At 49.4% G+C, this 18,766-nt stretch carries 19 protein-coding genes; 10 read left to right on the top strand and 9 right to left on the bottom strand.

All coding sequences use genetic code 11. The features are described 5' to 3' along the window. Positions 1-44 precede the first annotated feature (44 nt). The 3 genes from LN737_RS23550 (at position 45) to LN737_RS23560 (ending at position 2,859) form a co-directional block, all read left to right on the top strand. Entirely contained in the window at positions 45-899 is an 855-nt protein-coding gene (locus tag LN737_RS23550) for a hypothetical protein (protein ID WP_405512526.1), read from the top strand. Between the two features lie 131 nt (positions 900-1,030). After that, a complete protein-coding gene (locus LN737_RS23555) occupies positions 1,031-2,344 on the top strand; it encodes a BamA/TamA family outer membrane protein (RefSeq protein WP_405512528.1) in 1,314 nt (437 codons plus the stop codon). 53 nt (positions 2,345-2,397) lie between these two features. After that, positions 2,398-2,859 (top strand): SRPBCC domain-containing protein, encoded by a 462-nt coding sequence (locus LN737_RS23560; protein ID WP_405512530.1) that lies wholly within the window; start codon positions 2,398-2,400, stop codon positions 2,857-2,859. Positions 2,860-2,867: 8 nt separating this feature from the next. On the opposite strand, the gene LN737_RS23565 is transcribed toward LN737_RS23560, so the two are convergent. Together LN737_RS23565 and LN737_RS23570 are read right to left on the bottom strand one after the other, a co-directional pair. Beyond that, positions 2,868-3,977, bottom strand: coding sequence for a Gfo/Idh/MocA family protein (locus LN737_RS23565; protein ID WP_405512532.1), 1,110 nt, complete (start codon positions 3,975-3,977; stop codon positions 2,868-2,870). A gap of 291 nt (positions 3,978-4,268) precedes the next feature. Further along, positions 4,269-5,711 (bottom strand): DEAD/DEAH box helicase, encoded by a 1,443-nt coding sequence (locus tag LN737_RS23570; RefSeq protein WP_405520498.1) that lies wholly within the window; start codon positions 5,709-5,711, stop codon positions 4,269-4,271. Between the two features lie 341 nt (positions 5,712-6,052). On the opposite strand from LN737_RS23570, the gene LN737_RS23575 reads away from it, so the two are divergent. Further along, a complete protein-coding gene (locus tag LN737_RS23575; protein WP_405512534.1) occupies positions 6,053-7,150 on the top strand; it encodes an L-dopachrome tautomerase-related protein in 1,098 nt (365 codons plus the stop codon). Here LN737_RS23575 and LN737_RS23580 read toward each other — a convergent pair. The 3 genes from LN737_RS23580 to LN737_RS23590 form a co-directional block, all read right to left on the bottom strand. Beyond that, positions 7,147-7,518, bottom strand: a complete 372-nt coding sequence (locus LN737_RS23580) for a type II toxin-antitoxin system HigA family antitoxin (RefSeq protein ID WP_405512536.1) — start codon at positions 7,516-7,518, stop codon at positions 7,147-7,149. The genes LN737_RS23575 and LN737_RS23580 overlap by 4 nt on opposite strands. Before the next feature lie 26 nt (positions 7,519-7,544). After that, positions 7,545-7,838 carry a type II toxin-antitoxin system HigB family toxin gene (locus LN737_RS23585; RefSeq protein WP_405512538.1) on the bottom strand — a complete coding sequence of 98 codons (294 nt, stop codon included), beginning with the start codon at positions 7,836-7,838 and terminating at the stop codon, positions 7,545-7,547. A gap of 295 nt (positions 7,839-8,133) precedes the next feature. Beyond that, positions 8,134-9,294 carry a YncE family protein gene (locus tag LN737_RS23590; protein ID WP_405512540.1) on the bottom strand — a complete coding sequence of 387 codons (1,161 nt, stop codon included), beginning with the start codon at positions 9,292-9,294 and terminating at the stop codon, positions 8,134-8,136. A 25-nt stretch (positions 9,295-9,319) separates the two neighbouring features. Between LN737_RS23590 and LN737_RS23595 the strand changes: the two genes are divergently transcribed. Together LN737_RS23595 and LN737_RS23600 are read left to right on the top strand one after the other, a co-directional pair. Continuing rightward, on the top strand, positions 9,320-11,410 hold the full coding sequence (locus LN737_RS23595) for a TonB-dependent receptor (RefSeq protein ID WP_405512542.1): 2,091 nt from the start codon (positions 9,320-9,322) through the stop codon (positions 11,408-11,410). A 114-nt stretch (positions 11,411-11,524) separates the two neighbouring features. Beyond that, positions 11,525-12,496, top strand: coding sequence for a hypothetical protein (locus LN737_RS23600; RefSeq protein ID WP_405512544.1), 972 nt, complete (start codon positions 11,525-11,527; stop codon positions 12,494-12,496). A gap of 26 nt (positions 12,497-12,522) precedes the next feature. Here LN737_RS23600 and LN737_RS23605 read toward each other — a convergent pair whose 3' ends face one another. Next, complete coding sequence (locus LN737_RS23605; RefSeq protein ID WP_405512546.1) at positions 12,523-13,197, bottom strand: TMEM175 family protein; 675 nt, start codon at positions 13,195-13,197, stop codon at positions 12,523-12,525. A 69-nt stretch (positions 13,198-13,266) separates the two neighbouring features. Here LN737_RS23605 and LN737_RS23610 point away from each other — a divergent pair, with 69 nt between their 5' ends. Genes LN737_RS23610 through LN737_RS23625 form a run of 4 tightly spaced genes read left to right on the top strand, consistent with a single transcriptional unit; the run spans position 13,267 to position 15,728 of the window. Next, complete coding sequence (locus LN737_RS23610; RefSeq protein ID WP_405512548.1) at positions 13,267-13,902, top strand: ATP-binding cassette domain-containing protein; 636 nt, start codon at positions 13,267-13,269, stop codon at positions 13,900-13,902. A 7-nt stretch (positions 13,903-13,909) separates the two neighbouring features. Then, positions 13,910-14,983, top strand: a complete 1,074-nt coding sequence (locus LN737_RS23615; RefSeq protein ID WP_405512550.1) for a hypothetical protein — start codon at positions 13,910-13,912, stop codon at positions 14,981-14,983. Between the two features lie 57 nt (positions 14,984-15,040). Beyond that, the gene (locus tag LN737_RS23620) at positions 15,041-15,235 is read left to right on the top strand and encodes a hypothetical protein (RefSeq protein WP_405512552.1); all 195 of its coding nucleotides are present in this window, start codon (positions 15,041-15,043) and stop codon (positions 15,233-15,235) included. Then, positions 15,207-15,728, top strand: coding sequence for a DUF6169 family protein (locus LN737_RS23625; RefSeq protein ID WP_405512554.1), 522 nt, complete (start codon positions 15,207-15,209; stop codon positions 15,726-15,728). The genes LN737_RS23620 and LN737_RS23625 overlap by 29 nt, the downstream gene beginning before the upstream one ends. On the opposite strand, the gene LN737_RS23630 is transcribed toward LN737_RS23625, so the two are convergent. Genes LN737_RS23630 through LN737_RS23640 form a run of 3 tightly spaced genes read right to left on the bottom strand, consistent with a single transcriptional unit; the run spans position 15,729 to position 18,717 of the window. Continuing rightward, positions 15,729-16,259 (bottom strand): ABC transporter permease, encoded by a 531-nt coding sequence (locus LN737_RS23630; protein WP_405512556.1) that lies wholly within the window; start codon positions 16,257-16,259, stop codon positions 15,729-15,731. Continuing rightward, positions 16,256-18,385 (bottom strand): ABC transporter permease, encoded by a 2,130-nt coding sequence (locus LN737_RS23635; protein WP_405512558.1) that lies wholly within the window; start codon positions 18,383-18,385, stop codon positions 16,256-16,258. The genes LN737_RS23630 and LN737_RS23635 overlap by 4 nt, the downstream gene beginning before the upstream one ends. Next, on the bottom strand, positions 18,382-18,717 hold the full coding sequence (locus tag LN737_RS23640; protein WP_405512560.1) for a PadR family transcriptional regulator: 336 nt from the start codon (positions 18,715-18,717) through the stop codon (positions 18,382-18,384). The genes LN737_RS23635 and LN737_RS23640 overlap by 4 nt, the downstream gene beginning before the upstream one ends. Positions 18,718-18,766 lie beyond the last annotated feature (49 nt).

Here is an 18,766-nt window from a genome sequence, read left to right on the forward strand (position 1 = left end):
TCAGAATATATTTCGGTCTTTACGAAAAGCAAATCTCCAAAAGCATGATGGAAAAGATTGTGTACACCGCCTTTCTGCTTTTACTTTTTTCCTGCAAGCCTGATTCTGCCACCGTTCTGCCTGTACAGGTTGAGGGGTTCGATGGTAAGGTGGCACTCGTGGCCCCTTCGGGTGTACTGAAAATCAAGTTGAACCAGCCCGTTAACTGGCGTGCTACGGGGGGCGCTATAATACAGGGGCAGAATGATACGCTCACGTATACGGCTCCGGCGACGGCTGGTATTCAGCAGGTGGTTCTTAAACATCCGACCAATCCGCAGGATAGCCTTTTGTTCAATATTGCCGTAACCCCAAGTGCGACCCTCTTTCAATCACTACGTACCGGCAACTACGTGCTGATTTTCCGTCACGAAGCTGCCGATGTAGGTTCAGATCAACCGGCTTCGACAACGCCTGACTGGTGGAAGTCATGTGACGCCAAATTGGCTCGTCAACTCAATCCGCAAGGGCTAACGGATGCGGCCAGCACAGGGAAAACGCTCAAGCTGCTCGAAATTCCAGTGGGTCGGATAGTATCCAGTGAGTTCTGCCGGGCATTTACCAGCGCTGAGAAAATGGCGACTGGATTGCCAGTACAACAGGCAAAAGAGCTGACGCTAACCGTTTATGACGAACCCAATCGCTGCTCCAATACGCTGAATCTGGCTGCCAGTCAGCTACGAGATGGCAAGAATACGATTTTTATTACGCACGTTGCCCTCGCGATCAATCAACCGGATTGCCTCCTTCTGAATAAGTTACAATGGGGCGATGCGGCTTTATTTTCCCTGAACGAGAATAAAACACTCACCTACACAGGAACCATACCCGTTAAAGACTGGACGGAGCTGGCCAAATAACGTGACCCGACCAGCCTGGCAATAAGCAACTGTGATTTGACGTATCTTAGCGGGACTGTTCCGACAGATAAGCTCCTGCAACAATCTTCTACGCTTTTGAGTATTAGTATAGTTCTGCGTCGATTCTCTATATGCCTCGTCTGGTTAGCAGTGATTTGCCGTTTTTTTCATCGATCCTCCCACTGCCTCCCCGGCCGATGAGCCGCTGTACCAACCTGTTTATCAGCTTGATACTGGTAGGTTTGGTTGTGATTACCTGCAATGCCGCCCAAATGCCACTGGCCGATACGATGGCCGTACCCACCGTACCGGTCGCCCAACTGCTTATGACTCAGCATGATCTTGTTGATCTGGTAAAACGATGGTATCCAAGGCTACACCTGGCCGCACACGATTCGAGTACGTTGCAGGAGGGAAAGCATTTTCTATTAGTCATTCCGCAGGTTGGTTATACGTTGCAAACGAGAGGGTTAGCGGCTGTACTCGTGAATGCGGCTTTCCGAAATCGACAGGCCAATATGTCGTCGATAACTTCTCAGCTTTCCTATACGCAGAACCACCAGGTCATTTTTACCGCTAATTCATCCGTCTGGATGCCCGACAATCGGTTTCTCTGGACCAGCGACTGGCGGCTGATGCATTATCCACAGGCAACTTACGGTCTAGGTATGTATACCTCTACCGATCGGGTCATCAACATGGATTATGCGTATTTGCGGTTCTATCAAAGTCTGTTACGTCGCCTGATTCCCAATTTATACGCGGGGCTCGGCTATCATCTAGACCTGCACTGGAACATAGCCAGTTACGCCCGAAATCGGGAGCTGACGCGCATTTCCCGCTATCCCTACGGTGTTGAAGGACGTTCCGTTTCGTCGGGGCCGACGCTACAGCTTCTGTACGATAACCGGCAGAATGCGATCAATCCAACAGGTGGGTTGTACGTCAACGCCGTTCTGCGGGCAAACAGCCAGCTGCTCGGGAGCGACGAAACGTATCAATCACTTTTGCTGGAAATCCGCAAGTATGTTCACCTGCCTGCATCATCCGATAACATCCTGGCACTCTGGTCCTATAACGCACTGACGTTGAGCGGCAATCCACCCTTTCTGGATTTACCCAGTACAGGCTGGGATAGCAATGGCAACGTAGGGCGGGGGTTTATTCAGGGGCGGTTCCGGGGAAAGAAACTGCTATATGCCGAAACGGAATACCGCTTTCACATCACCCACGACCGGCTGCTCGGTGGGGTCGTGTTTGCTAATGCCCAGACCGTAACTGAACCGGATCAAACCAGCGGACAATTTGAGAAAGTAATTCCAGCGGTGGGCGCTGGTTTACGGGTCAAAATGAACAAAATTTCCCGCACCAATCTTTCTGTTGACTACGGCTTTGGTCTCGATGGCTCGAAAGGGCTATTCTTCAATCTGGGCGAAGTGTTCTGAGCATGGCCCCACTCCTGCCGATAACAATTCTGCCATTATCGGATTTACTACGTATGAACCTTTCTTACCTGAATACCATGCAGGATTACGTAGTACAGAAAAAAATCAGCCTCAACGCAACTCCCGAACAGGTTTGGAGTGCCCTGACTAATCCCGAAAAAACAAAACAGTACTTCTTTAACTGCGCGGTCTATTCGGATTGGGAAGTCGGGAGCACCATCGTATTCACCGGACGATTATTTCTGATCAAAAAAATTGAAATGAAAGGGCAGATTCTCGAAATCGAGCCGAACAAGTTATTGAAATATAGTCTTGAAAATGAGGAAGATGACGTTGACCCCGACAGCTTTTCGACAGTAACGGATGAACTGACGTATGAAAACGGCCAGACGATTCTGTCTATAACCGACGATGTCGGTCAGGGAAAAGGCGCTCAGGAACGATTCGAACGCTCAGAGAAAGGGTGGGATAAAATCCTGCAGGGGTTAAAAGAACTGGTTGAGAACGAGCAATAAACAGGCACTTAACTTTTCCAGTCCAACTGAATTTTACGTCCGGTTTCGGCAGCCTGCAGAATCGCTCCAATGAGTTTCATGTCTTTCCAGCCTTCTTCACCCGATGCCTCCGGTTTGGTTTTTGTGCGGATGGCTTGCACAAACGCATCCATCTGAGCCGTCTGCTGATAGTGGGGTGACGGCACGTCCATAGTGCCCTTACTGGTGATTCCCTGCGCTCCCGTAGCGTTGTACGACGGTTCAAGTTTAAACCAGCCACGATCACAAGCGGCATACAGCCGATCAATATAGGACGAATACGTAGTGCGGCACTGAGCAATTGTGCCACCGGGAAACTCAAATTGCCAGAACACCATCTCGTGGACGTCTTTGAAATGCTCCTTGTCGTACGTAAACGCCTGCGCTGTTACGCTGATCGGGTCCAGGTTGAGCGTACGCCGGGCGCCCTGAATGGCATAGACGCCCAAATCCATGATAGCCCCGCCCCCACCAATTTTCTTGTCCAACCGCCATGAGTTCGGACCCGGTACGGTAAATCCGAGCGCCGACTCAATCACTTTAACATGGCCGAACGTATGCTCGGCTGCTAACCGACGCATTTCCAGGTGATGCGGTTCAAAATATAGCCGGTAGCCAACCGACAACTGCACCCCTGCTTTTTCGCAGGCCGTAATCATCTGCCGGGCTTCGTTGGCATTCATGGCCATCGGTTTTTCACAAATCACATGCTTACCTGCCTGAGCCGCCCGAATACTGTATTCGGCATGCAAAAAATTAGGCAGCACAACATACACAATATCGATGTCGGGGTTGTTCCGGATTTGATCGAACGTCTGGTAGTTGTAGATGTTCTTTGCAGGAATGTTGTAGGTCGACGCCCAGGTTTTGGCTTTGTCGGGTGAACCCGTTACAATACCCGCCAGATAGCAATTCTGGGTTTCGAGCAAAGCCGGAGCCAACTGATTCGTCGCATAATTCCCTAAGCCAACCAGCGCAATGCCCAACTTTTTCGGCGCAGGTTGCTGAGCAGACACTACGTTCATTGGCTGTGTCAGCAATCCACCCGCCGTAAGGGCAAGGGTCTGAAGCGACGTTCGACGAGAGATGAGCCGGTTCATAAACAGCACAGAATTGGTTAACAGGTAAAAGTTAACAAAAAGCCCGGACTAAACCGGGCTATTGCCAAAATGGTGTATCCGCGGCTGGTGCCGTGGCGTGGTGCCAGTTTCTTAAAACTGACAGGCGAGGTTTCTCAAAAACCGCATTCAGTAGCCAACCAGACACAGTTGGTTTTAAGAAACCTACTGTGGTGTCAGTTTCTCAAAACTGACACCACAGCACACCACAGTAAAACCGGTAGCGCCACTGATGATTTAACCTAACAACGATTGCCAAAAATTACAGTACGTTTACTCGTCGGCTGCCGGTACCTTTGGCTGACTTTGTTCGTTTGTACGGCCCTCTCCTTTTGGACCACGACGGCGTTTTTTACGTCGTTTGGGCTTATCCGTTGCCTGACCTTCGGTTGCCGGTGTGCTAGTATTAGGATACGCAACTCCATTGACCGATTTATCAACCATTTCTATTCCTTCTGAACGCGGCTTGCTCGCTGAAGCGCCATCGGTGTCTGACCGTTCACGCCTGCGATTATTGTCACGAGGCTCGTTCTGGTGCCGATCGCCCCCTTTACGTTCCGGGCGTTTGTTACGTCCAAAACTACTTTTTCCGCGCAGGCCACTGAATCGTTTGGGATCGAACACAGGTGATTTACCCATGTCCAGTTCTTCTGTTATTGAGCGTTTTTCAACTTCGCGCTCAAGCAGCTTTTCAATATTGACGATACGGTTCTGGTCCTGATCGCTGATAAACGTAATGGCCGTTCCAGTGGTAGCCGCCCGGGCCGTCCGACCAATCCGGTGAACATAATCTTCAGCGTCGCGGGGGATATCGTAATTAACGACGTGGGTCAGGTTATCGATGTCGATTCCGCGCGACAGTACGTCCGTAGCTACCAGAATGGGGAAGGCTTTGTTTTTGAAATCGCGCAACACGATTTCCCGGGCATCCTGCTCCAGATCAGAGCTGATACCACGAGCTTCGTAATTCAGCTTGCTCAACGCCCGAACAATACTGTTTACCTCCGCTTTTTTCGAGGTAAACAGCACCATACTCTGCACAGGCGTAGGGCTATTTTTGATCAGATGAGCCAGTAGTGGCAGTTTTTGATTATCGTAGGCTAGATAAAATTGCTGGTCGATGCCGGCGGCTGGTTTCGAAACGGCCAGCCTGATTTCTTCCGGTTCGGTAAGAATTCGTTTCGAAAACTCCCGGATTTTGTTGGGCATCGTGGCCGAAAACAGCAGCGTCTGCCGCTTGGTCGGCAATTTTGCCACAATGTTCAGGATATCATCCGAAAAGCCCATATCAAGCATTTTGTCGGCTTCATCCAGCACCAGATAATCGATCTTGTCGAATTTAACGTAGCCAAGCTGCATGTGGGCCATTAATCGGCCGGGAGTGGCTATAATAATGTCGGCCCCGGTTTCGAGCGCCTTCCGTTGTTTATCCCAATCGTCGCCTTTGCCTCCCCCGTAAATAGCCAGGCTGTTTACCTGCACAAAATACCCGAAGCCTTCTACCTGCTCATCGATTTGTTTGGCCAGCTCGCGCGTGGGCACCAGAATGAGCGTACTGGTATGATCGTGGTCGGCGTGCGAAATACGGTCGAGGAGTGGGATAAGGTAGGCTGCCGTTTTGCCGGTGCCGGTCTGAGCGCTGGCGATGAGGTCGCGCCCGTCGAGAATTATTGGAATGGCCATCTCCTGAATCGGAGTGGCCTTTAAGTAATTCATGGCATCCACACCGGCCAGCAGGTCGTCGTGGAGATTAAATTCCTGAAATGTCAAGGTAACAGCTGCGTGATGGTGAAAAACCGCTGACCTTACTTTCCCGGTCAGCAAACCGCTTGATTTGAAACAAATATAACGAATCCTCATCATATTTCCAGTATCCTGAGCTGGTCGCAGGCTTTGTTCAACAACCTTTTCGGCTCATCCCGATGTACCACCGACAGTTTCTTTAACTTACGGTATTACGTCCCTGGCTTGTTGCCATCAAATCAGATTTTGCCGATGTCGGGATTTAGTTCGTATGAATTAATCAACAGAATACCCGGAATCCAGGTTATCTCAACATGAAAACGAGTTTCTTTTGTTTAGTTTTTCTAGCGGGTCACCTATACACACTGGCCCAGTCGTCGCCTTCACCCAAACTGGAAGTTGTTGCGGAGTTCGGCAAACACCAGCCCATCGGCTTAGGTGTTTCGAAAGAGAACCGCATTTTCGTTACGTTTCCCAAAAACCCGACCGACTACGATTATGGGCTGGCAGAAATTGTAAACGGTAAACGAATTCCTTATCCCGATGCCGAATGGAATCAGTGGGATTCGCTGAATCCACAAAATCGGTTTATCAATGTTCAGGCGCTTTTTGTCGATCAGGCTAATACGCTCTGGGTTCTTGATCCGGCTAGCCCCGCCGGGCAAAAGGCCATTCCTGAAGGCATCAAACTTTTGAAAATCAATCTTTCCACCAACAAAGTAGAGCGCGTCTACCGGTTCGAAGATCTCCCCCGCGACCGAACGGGCTTGAACGATGTGCAGGTAGATACACGCCGTCAGCTGGCCTATTTGTCAGATCCCGGTCGGGCAGCTATCGTAGTACTGGATCTGACTTCGGGAAAAAGCAGGACGGTGCTGGAAAACGACAGGTCGACCAAAGCCAGTCCGAGTTTTGTGCTTACAATCGACGGAAAAGGGGTGCGCGACACCCGCGGCAATCCTTTTCGCAGCAACGTGAATGGCATTGCATTGACCCACGATTTCAAGTATCTGTATTTCCGGTCCATCACGCAAACGAAGCTGTTTCGTATTGCCGTCAACTACTTGGCCGACCCTGCTGTACCAGCGACTCAGCTTGCATCGCGCGTCGAGACGCTGGGTGAGACGGGCGTATCGCACGGTATGATTGCCGATAAAGCCGATAACATTTACCTGACCGATTCGCCCGATAAAGCCATTCGCTATTTTATATCTGGCGAATCCATTCCAAGCCGACAGGTTAAAACCCTCGTTCAGGACGATCGACTGCTCTGGCCCGATAGTTTTGGGATTGGCACCGATGGGTATCTGTACGTAACGGCGGCCCAGATTCACCGCACCAAACGGTATAACAATGGTCAGGATAAAGTCGACTATCCGTTTCGGCTCTACCGGGTCAAGCTGCCTAATTAAGCGGTTTTCAGAATATAATCAGCTCGAATATGAAGCTTGTCGTATAGACGTTTCGCTAAATCCATATTGACTTTCCGCTTACCTGATAGTACTTCCGAAAGACGCGTTTCAGTAATACCCAGCACTTTAGCTGTATCACGCTGTTTGAGGTTTTCCTGAAACATCCGCAGCCGGATCATTTCCGGCAGCGTTGCTGGTTCAACCGGCATCGGATAATGTTCCTCTTCATACCGCTCAACCAGCAACGAAAGTCGCTGTAACTCGGCTAAATCTGTTTCTGTCAGATTAGTCGATCCTTTGGCTAAGTAGATCTCTATACCATCCATAGCCTGCGTATACTCATTTTGTGTTTCTACAGTCAGGATCATAACAACTCTTTATTACGGCCTTCCATCTAAACTGATGATGCATCAATTTTATCGTACTCAGCATGGGTGCCAATAAATCGTATGAAAACGGTTCGCACAGGGAAAATAATCCGGGCAATCAGTATCGCCTGATTGCCTTTTATGTTGAACACAAAATTATCATTCCCAACATAATCAACCGAGTTAAATGTGTTCTTTACGTCAGCGAAATTGCTCCAATCAGCAGCTTTTGTTTTTAGATACCAATCATTTAATGCTTCTGTTGCCTGCGACTTTGTCGACGCATATTCATGTATGGCCTTGCGGCTTACTATTACCATGTTGGTAAAAGTTGTGAGTTTTATCTCATCTATCGCCGTCTCGTAACGATAGGTGACTCACACTATAAAAGTGATTGAAACTTTACACATTTCAAAATTTATTTTCGAAAATAGTAATATTAATAAGTATCAGTAATTAACTGGCAACCGTTTCGATTACACCAGGTAAAGTTGCCTGATTGGGCTATTTTAGAATATACCAGACCCGAGTACGAAGCTTATCAGGCAAGCAATTAGCTAATAAAGTAGTTCCGTGAACATCCATTAGATTCTTCTTCGTCATACCAGAACACCATTACCTCGCTCCTTTCCTGACTTGCCCAAGGCCAAATTGATCGCCTGTAGCTACTGCTTTGCTGCCACTAAAATGGATTTCCACCATTTTTTCACTCTGGACAGCATTGTAGTTCTGGTCTTCCAACGTAGCGATAATTTTTCGTGTCTTTACGTCAATTACATCGCCAGTGGACGGATAGGCGTATTTTCCATCCACGCTGAACGTAATCCAGCCGGGCATATCCCGAACCAGAATCGACGTTTTTTGCACGGGTGGCATAACCGTATTGTCAAATACATGGACGCGGTTATTGGCTCCATCGCATAACCAAATTTCCGATTCATCGGGTGTCAATCCGATACCATGACTCGGACAGCCATGACGTTTTACCTCACCAATGTTGAACCCTTCAACCACAACCCGATGCAGGAATTTGCCGCTTACCAGATCCCCTATTTCAAAACCGAGCAAGCCGTTCACATTGACATAAACGAGTGTCTGAGCACCATTAATCGTAAACGGGCGAATGTCGGCACCGAACGGACCAACCTGTTTAGTGACCGTATGGGTTTTCGCGTCAGCCACATTGAGCATTGTCGATTTTAGACCGGCCAGATACACATAGTTGCCATCGGGTCCGTAGATCGTATTATGCGCGCCGGAATTGGTAACGATCTTTTTGATGACATCACCCGTTTTAGCGTCTACCACTGTCCAGAATTCTTTTTCCAGTGAAGGCATGTAAATAATTTTACCATCTGGCGAGATTGAAATACGGTCGACCCCGCCCTCGTACTGTTTTTCCCACAGTATTTTTTCAGTGGTAATGTCGATGCATTGCAGGGCTTCGAGTGTGCTGATATAAATACAGTTAGTAGCCAGACTCACGTCGATGCCTTTAACATTGGATGGCTTCCCGTTTTTACTAAGTCCAGCTGTTTTGATGAATTTGACAAAGCGGTGATTATTGTCAATATCAAAGACCTGGATGCCATGACCCCCGTAGCCTAAATAGTTACGGATTCCTGGCGTTGCTACGTACAAATAACGTTGTACTTTCGGGGCAGGATTCCCGAAAGCAGGGGCGAAGTTCTGTTGAGAAGACGATACCCAGGCTGTTGCCATTGTCAGGAGGAAGCCACTTACCAATAGAAAAAGCAGGTTCTTTTCCGGTTTCATAACACACGTTTCTATAAATAGCATTATGCTAACGTATTTTACTCTTTTTACCACTATTCTTGGTTCTATCTTCTCAACATTACTCTATGCGCAGACCCCTGTTCCTAGCTCCTTGGATGATACGCTTCAACTAAATGAGGTAATAGTTCGGGGCTATGCTACCAACCGACGGTTACTGGAAACACCCGCTTCGGTTGGCTTACTGACACGTCGGGATTTAAATCAGCGATTCGGAACGCCCACACTGGTCCCCGCGCTCAATACGTTGCCGGGTGTTCGGGCTGACGAACGGTCGCCGGGTAGTTACCGACTCGCCATCCGTGGAAGCGCCATCCGATCACCGTTTGGGGTTCGGAATATCAAAACGTACTGGAATGAACTGCCCCTCACCGATGCGGGCGGTAATACGCCCCTGAACGCGCTCGACGTTCGGGCGCTGGGACGTATTGAAGTGATCAAAGGCCCTTCGGGAAGCCTGTACGGTGCCGGAACGGGTGGCACTGTTCTATTTAGTGGTCTGGCGGTTCCCGCCAATAAAAGCAGCGTCGAACTCTCAGCTCTTGCCGGAAGCTACGGTTTATACGGAAACGGCATTTCGCTACAGACAGGTAAAAACAATTCGGCTATATCGCTTAGCTACAACCATTTGCAGTCGGATGGCTACCGCGACCAGAGTGCCGTAGTACGTGACAATCTGAGTCTGACCGGCTCCTTTAGCGTTAGTCCTAAACGAACAATCTCGGTACTGGCGCTGTATTCTGATCTGCACTACCAGACGCCGGGCGGACTCAACCTGGCTCAGTATCAGGCAAACCCCAGAGCCTCCCGACCCGCCACCCCAACGCTGCCCAGCAGTGCTGCACAACAGGCAGGTATTTACCAAAAAGTTGGTTACCTGGGCTTTTCGCACGAATACCGCTGGAACGACCGCATTCAGAACACAACGGTTATTTATGGGTCAACGACCGACTTTGCCAATCCCTTTATCACCAACTATGAGCGACGTACCGATCAGGGGTTAGGCGGACGTACCGTTACGCAGATCCGTCTGCCGAATGGTCCGCTCCCCACTACGTTCACGGTGGGCGCGGAGCTGCTACGTACCTTTACCGTTGATCGCAATTTTGGCAATCGGGGCGGTGTTGCGGATACCATCCAGACCGATGAAGAACTGGTTGCCCGCCAATCTACCGTTTTTGCGCAAGCTGAAACAGAATTGCCCGCCCGATTCCGACTGACGGCCGGTTTGAGTCGAAACGATGTCCGGTACGGATTTACCCGCTTCCCGATCAGGTCGGCCGGTGCGCAACCCGCTACGTTGCTGGCGCGTAATTTTACGCCTGTATGGCTGCCCCGGGTTGCCATGCTCCGCACGTTCGGCCAGAACCTGTCTGCGTTCGTAAGCATCAGCACGGGCTATTCAGCTCCATCCAGTCAGGAGGTGCGCCCATCGGCGGGAGGATTCAACACAACGCTTAATGCCGAACGCGGAACAAGCTATGAAGTTGGTTTGCGCGGATCAGCCGTAAACAGTCGGCTTCGGTTCGACGTAGCGGTTTATAATCTGCAACTAAAAGAAACCATCGTTCGCCGGTCGGATGCTGCCGGTGCTGAATATTTTGTCAACGGCGGTCATATTGATCAGCAGGGTCTGGAAGCGCAGCTCGCCTATGATTTTGTGCTGCCGTCAACCACGTCGCCCGTTTCGCTGCTCAGGCTGTGGAGCAATGTAACCCTGACCAATTACCGGTTTCGTGACTATCAGCAGGGAACGGCCGATCTGTCGAACAACCGCGTACCGGGCGTAGCGCCGACTACCCTCGTTACGGGCATCGATGCCGAAACCCGGCTGGGATTGTATGCCCACGTTACGTTCCAGTATCTGAACGATTTTCCGGTCAATGATGCTAACACGGTCATGTCGGACCCAACCCGACTGTTGCAGGCAACGCTGGGTTTCCGGCGCAACTTAGGGCAACACTGGACACTAGACCTCTACGCCAGTGGCGATAACCTGCTCGACCAGACCTATTCCCTCGGCTATGACCTGAACGCTGTAGGAAACCGATACTACAATGCGGCTCCTGCCCGCAACGGAATCGGGGGATTCGGCTGAGTGTGAAATGGTAATCAACAGCTAATTCTGCCGTTTACGAATTCATCTGTCAGGGGCTTACCCTAATTGCTTATTTTTAGCGTATCCGCCTGATCAACTAGCGGATGTTCACGGATGCTTAAGCAACTATTCAGCACATTAGGCCGTATCTATAGCTTTGTTATGTCGCTGATTGTTGCAGCGATTCTGGGTGTGATCACCTGGGCGGCCTGGGTATACTATCAGGATGCTCTTCTGCAAAAGCAGTTTATGCAGGAAGGCCAGCGAATTTCCGTACTCGTCGATCAGGGCGAACAAAAGCAGCGATCCTGGCGAGACGTTCTGGGCAATAGCACGTATCTGACCTTTCAATACAAAGGAAAGGCATACACAACCCGGTTCGTTATGGACTCGGGTTATGTCGGCTCGGGCGATCGGGTTCAACTGCTTTACCACCCGGCTCATGACGCATTCAGGCAACCCCGTAACGAACTACGGTATGATCACTCGAACCGAAAATCGCGCCTGGTTCAGTGGACTACTGTCCGTTCGTTTACGACTGAGAATAAATGGCTGTTCTTGTGTCTGGTGCTTACTACGGCTACTTTTTTCTTACTTACCGGGATTATCGTAACCATTCTTCCGATAGGATTCCTACAGACAATAGCCCGGCTGGTTCTTACCGTCGAACTCCTGATCGCCACTGTTTTCTTTACCTACGATACGTATCAGTATTTTCAATATTACAACCATCTGAAAACGAACGGTCATGAGGTAGCCGTTCAGGTTCTGGATACGAGTCGAAGAGCGGTTGGGAACAGCTCCGGGCGAAATAACCATACCCCGTTGTACACCTACGAAGCGACCATTCAGTATCAGCAGCAGGAACGCGTTATTCCCATTAGTGAAGATGATTATGATACCCTAAAACCGAAGGATACTTTAAAAGCATATTACGACGTATCGGTCGATGATTTTATGTCGGTTGATTACCCGCCCAATTATTGGCTCATTTTCGTTCCTGTGTTTTTTGGGTTCATCTCCATTCTTCTGCTCCGATCTTCACTAGAGCGTAAGCCTCAAAAACAGGAAAACGCGTACCGCTAGAGTAAAGAGTGTGCCTTTGTCGGACGTTAGTTCATCTCGTGGACGACCCGAAGTTTAGGCTTGTAAATGCGGCTCAGAATCATCTGAATGGGGAAAATCAGGAAAAACAGGAGCCGCGACAACAATCCACCAACCGATCCGGGCAGGGCGATAGCGAGCAGGGCTGCCAGCAGAAAAACAGCCGGGGCAACGGCATTCCGGGCGTAAGCGTGCTGACGAACTATAGCATGAACGCCTTCGCTAATTTCATGGCGCGGATTGGTGATATACCGCCATAACAGCAGCAGACACAATCCGGTAATCGCTACGTTCAGGCAGTAGAAAACAAAAGGGGTGTTCAAATACGTAAAGTTACTATACAGTGCTGATGAAAAAGGCATGACGACGATGGTCATCAGGAACAGTAAATTCAGAAGCACCAGGCCATCATTGTACCGAACGACGTACCCGAACATACGGTGATGTGCCATCCAGTAAATACCAATAACACAGAAACTGATAAAGAAACCAATCCACTCGGGTATCTGATGCTGTAGAGCCTCACGAATGTCATGATCGGTGAAGCTGCCCTCAAAATGAGGAACCTTAATTTCAATAATCAGTAACGTAATAGCGATAGCAAATACAGCATCAGAGAACAGAATCAGGCGTTCAAGCTGGAAACGGGACGTATCATGCGGCTGGGGAGAAGTGGTATCCATAAATGATAGATGGAAGTTAGTCTGCTTAAAACTATCACTATTTTTGACCCTTATCAATAGCCATAGCTCTTGCTCACCGTCACCAATCTGACCAAAGCCTACAGCGGCCACACCGTACTGACCGTCCCGGAATTGCAGTTACCGTCCGGCATTCACTATTTTAGTGGCGGCAACGGCTCTGGGAAAACCACTTTTTTTCGTACCGTAGCGGGTCTTTTACCTTTTTCTGGAAAAATTCTGCTCGACAATACGTATGAAATCAACCGCGACCCGGTAGCGTATCGAATGCGGGTAAATTACGCCGAAGCCGAACCCCTCTACCCAACCTTCCTGACACCCCGCGATCTGGTCGGATTCGTGGGACAAACGAAACGGGCACCCGCCGGGCAGGTCGATACGTTAGCCGAAACCCTGGGTGTAACCAAATTCTGGACGCAACCCACCGGGCAATTTTCGAGCGGTATGCTCAAAAAATTATCGCTGCTGCTGGCGCTGCTCGGTACGCCCCGACTTGTCCTGCTGGACGAACCCCTGACGACCCTGGACGTAGCGACAGCTGCGAATCTGTTTGAGTATATCTGGCAACTCCGCACCGAACAGGACGTATCGTTTCTGCTGACCTCACACCAGAATATCAGCCTGACGGGCTTGCCACTGACGGGAAGCTGGCAAGTAGGCAATGGCGCCATTACGTCCAAAATCTAAACCCGCTATGCTATCCTTTCTAAACCGGATTTTTGTTGGGCCTTTTTACGCCAGAAACGCCGGTACGTTTCTGGTCATCGTGCTGCTGGCCTTTGGCTTCATGCGCGCTATCGAACACAAAGCCCTCATTACAGCCGCCCTCGGCTCACCGTTTCTGTTAGCGATTGTGTTTGTTTTATGGGCGTTGTATCTTCTAAAAACCACCTCGTTCGTCCGGCAGGAACTGACCGCGCCGGAGCACCTGTTTCTGCAAACGTTCTGGCTGATACCCACACCAAAACGCTCGGCGTTGTGGCTGGCCATACAAACGGCCCTCCTGTTTCCAGTTATCGCCTATGCCTACTGGATGCTGACTATCGCCGTTGATCTCCAGCAATGGGCACCTTTCTGGACCATTGTTCTGGTTATTCTGAGCTTGACAGGAACCGGTGCCTGGATGAATGATTATCGCTTTCGCCACCCAAGCCCTGATACGTTTCGCCTACCGCATTTGGCAATTCGCCTGCCGTACGAGCTTTTTTTTCCAACGTACTGGCTCCGCCATGAACCGCTCTCGCTCGTACTGACGAAAGCGTTCTCGGGTCTGTTGCTGGCGGGTGTTTGCCGACTCTACCCTACTGACGATTACGATCAGCGCTTGTTGCTCATTGGGCTAATGCTGGCTATCCTTGGCCACTCGCAGGTGGGTGGGCAAGTCAGTACGTTCGAACGGAAATACATGCTCTTTCTGCCAAATCTCCCCTTGTCGTGGTCACAGCGTTTCGGACGGTACGCGCTCACCTACGGCCTGATCTGGCTCCCTGAATTATTGATTCTGCTACGTAACTGCCCCTCTGAAATCCGGCTCGACTACGTAGTGTGGCTCTGGCTGACGGGCTGGGGCTGGATTTTACTCATGCACAGTCTTGCCTATAAGTATGAAGTTTTGCCTGAACGTTGGCTTTCAGGTGTGGTTGCTGGTTTCGTCATCGGATTGCTGGCGATTATGTTTGGTTTACCCGTAAGCGTGTGGCTCGTAATAGGCTGGCTCGGGGCGATTGGATTTTGGCATTGGTCGTTTGCCCGGAGCCGCAGAACATAACGATCAACTTTTCTGATTAAAAAATTGTATCTTGGATGACTATTAATTACGACAACAATGGAAACGCAACAGCCAACAACCAAAAACAGGGAAGCGTACGAACGTTTCCTCAAGGGTGTCAAGCGGATGGTCGCCGAAAAAGAAGAGGAGCGAAAAACCGCTGCTGAACGCTATAAAAACGACCCTCATTTACAGCAAACTATCGCCGAACTTAGGAAACTGAATGGAACCAACGAATCCACCACCAACTAATTATCCTTTTCGCTTTGAAGGCGGTAATGACAATTCCTACGCATTTACAACATCAACTGGTATAGCATATTTAGTCCGCTTTAAACCCACTCCGTACATCATCAGTGAGGAGTGGGTTTTTCATAATGATGTCTACGAATTAGTCATCGACTTAGTCGACAATCCAACCGGGAAACCGCCTTCGCTCGACCTTGTTATTCCAGCTACTCTTGCCGCTATTATCCGCGATTTTTATACACGCACGAGTCTGGCAATAACCATTTACATCTGCGATTCTTCGGATGGGCGGCAAAAGTCCCGGGAGCGTAAGTTTGCCAGTTGGTTTCAGACTTATAATCCGGGAACAATGGTCCGATTCGATTATATGATTCACGATCTAACGGACGGACAGATGTATTACATAACCCTTATCACGAGTCTCTGGAATCCACATATCCACGATATTATTACCGAGTTTCAGCGCGTTGCCAACGGCTATAACGATCCGAAATAATCATTCGCTTTTCAATACGTTGGCGGGGTTCTTCCGGGCGGCTTTCAGGGTTTGCGAACCAATCAGCAAAAAGGCAAGGGACATCACGATGATAACACCCGCCAGCAATTCGCTCAGGCCAATGGGCTGATGATAGGCGAAGTTCACCAAAACCACTTTGTCGAAGAAAAAGTACGTAGCAGGAAGCGCAACCAGCGTAGCGACCATAAGCATGCTCAGAAATCCTTTGCTCAGCAGATAAATCAAACCGCTTTCGCTGGCTCCCATCACTTTGCGGATGCTGATTTCTTTCAGACGGGTTTCGGTCGTAAACACCACCATACCAAACAATCCCAATGAGGCAATGCAAATGGCCAGAAAGGCAATGAAGCCAATCACTTTCACCATGACGACAAACTGACTGTAAGCCAGCTGAATCTGGTCATCGTAGAACTTGGCATCCATGGGGTGAATCTTGTCAATCTTGCGCCAGGCATTATCAATACTCGCCATCGCAGCGGGCAGGTCGGTCGACGAAATCTTGACATTCAAATACCCCAGGGTTCATCGGCCGAATAGCGGAACATGACGGGTTCAATTTTTTTGTCCGTCGTTCCATAGTGGAAGTCTTTCATTACGCCCACAATGGCAAGCTTATGTCCGTCAACGGTCACAATTTTACCAATAGCCTTTTGCGGATTTTTGTTCGCAATATTGAATCGCTTCAGTACCTGCTCATTGACAATAATTTCACGTTCTTCACCCTTCTTCGGTCGTAAGGTGAAATTATTTCCGGCGATCAGTTTATGGTTATGTACGGGCAGATAATGCTCATCAACAAGGTTCTGCCAGACCATTGTCGAGTCGTTTGGGTCAGTGTATTTCATGTTTGAGCCATGCATGCTTCCCAGGCTTGTAACCATAGACGATTGAGAAATTTCACGCACTTCCGGAATTTCGGCCAACTCCTTTCTCAATAAGTCTCCTTTGTTTTGCTGCAAGCGGATGTTCAGGATATTTTCGGTCGTAAAGCCTAAATCGAACGAGAGAAATCCCCGGTATTGGTTATACCCGATTAAGGTTGTGGCAATGAAAATCAAGGAGATGGTGTACTGAATAACAATCAACGCTTTACGCATGCTGACATGCCGGAATACTTTCATCGACGTTACGTCTTTGATCACCTGAAGCGCGTTGATACGCGAGAAAAACAGCGCGGGAAAGAGGCCAGCGATCAGGCCAACAGCCACCGCCATCATCACAAAATAAAGAATAATTTTGGGCGAAAGGTCGAGCGATACCAGATCGCTGATATGGGAGTCGAGCGCCAGAAATTGGGTTCGCAGGAACAGAAACAAACCAAATGAAAAGACCAGCGCCAGCAGGGCGATAATCACCGATTCGGCCATAAACTGCCCGAGTACGTGGCTTTTCAGTGCACCAATTATTTTGCGAATGCCGACCTCGCGCGAGCGTCGAAGTGAACGGGCAATGGAAAGGTTAGTGTAATTGAAGCAGGCAGATAGAATAATAATAAAGGCCAGTCCCCCCAAAATCCACACGACAATGGGCACCATAGTAGGCCCAATCTGGTTTTCGAGTTTCCGCCCCAGAGCGGCTTCTTTTAGCGGTTGCAGCGCTACCGTGAACTTGCGGTTTTTGATAACCGCATTTTCCTGCGTATTTAGTTTAGCCAGCGTAGTCCGTACCGATTCAGGATCACGGTTTTCCGGCAAAACGATGTATACATAATTCTGCCAGACATTCTCCCAACTATAAAAATTAGGGTCTTTTTTGGCTAACAGCGCATCAGCCGTAGCGAACGAAACCAGTGCGTCAAACCGGATATGCGACAACTTGGGAACATCCTTTGCGATTCCTGTGATCGTATAGTTCAACGTATCAAACTGAACGGTCTTACCCAACGGATCGGAGTTTCCAAATAACTTTTGAGCCGTTTTTTCGGTCAACACCAACGAATAGGGCTCTTTCAGCGCGGTAGCCGGATCGCCTTTCAGCAATGGAAATGTAAAGACCCTGAAAAATGAACGATCTGCATAAAAAGCGTCGAGCGGTATGATCGTTTCTCCTACGTGCGCATCGCCCGAAAACCCATTCCGGAGTATCGTTACGTCTTCCACACCCGCCACCGTTTCCCGAATCTTCCGGCCCACCTTAACCGATGTGGACGCCAGATCAACACCGGGTTGATCCCGATCCTGATACGTAGTGATGACCCGATACGTTCGGTCTTTCTTTACCTGAAAATCATCATACGAACGTAAATCTGTGGTCAGGGCAATGATGAGCAGGCCCACCGACATGCTAACGGCCAGTCCGAAGATGTTGATGAAGGAAAATAACTTGTTGCGCACCAGGCTGCGCCGGGAGGTTTTGAGGTAGCTGCCAATCATGATCCAATGGATAAACAGGTTTATGAAATCGGGTTTGCGAACGGTGTAGGGCCTGAAAAATTTCAGCACATCAAGGCAGTAAATCAGTCGGGCGCGCCGGGCGCCTTTGGCTTTCAGGTTGCGTTCAAAATATTCATTCAGATCGCCCTGCAGGTCTTCGAGTAGGCTGGGACGACAATACCAACGTAGCAGACGCTGCGCCCAACGGGGTGGATGGGGCATCTGGTCATCAACCCGATTATTCTGGCTTTCAAATCGTTTCATATCGAGCCCTCCAGATTGAATCCGGGAATAATACGCCAAAGTGCTTCACGTACTTCTTTGGCTTTGGTCAGGGCTACTTTTCCGGCATGTGTTACCTCATAGTAGCGCTTGCGTTTGCCACCCCGTTCGCTGGTAGCCTCACCCAGGTGGCTCTTTACCAATCCCTTCTCTTCCAGCCGATTCAGTACGGCATGAACAACGCCCAGTTTAGCAGCCCGGCCGGTATGTTTTTCAAGTTCATCGCAGACGGCCACGCTATAGGCATCATTTACCAGAGCCGCAATCGTCAGCAGCACCAGTTCCTCAAATTCGCCAAGGTTGGTTCCTTTCATAACCGCATCGGTTAAAGCAACTTTTATTAATTCACCAAATGTATGTAAA

Origin of the sequence: Spirosoma sp. KNUC1025 (genome assembly GCF_045160025.1) — a bacterium.
Taxonomy (GTDB): Bacteria; Bacteroidota; Bacteroidia; order Cytophagales; family Spirosomataceae; genus Spirosoma.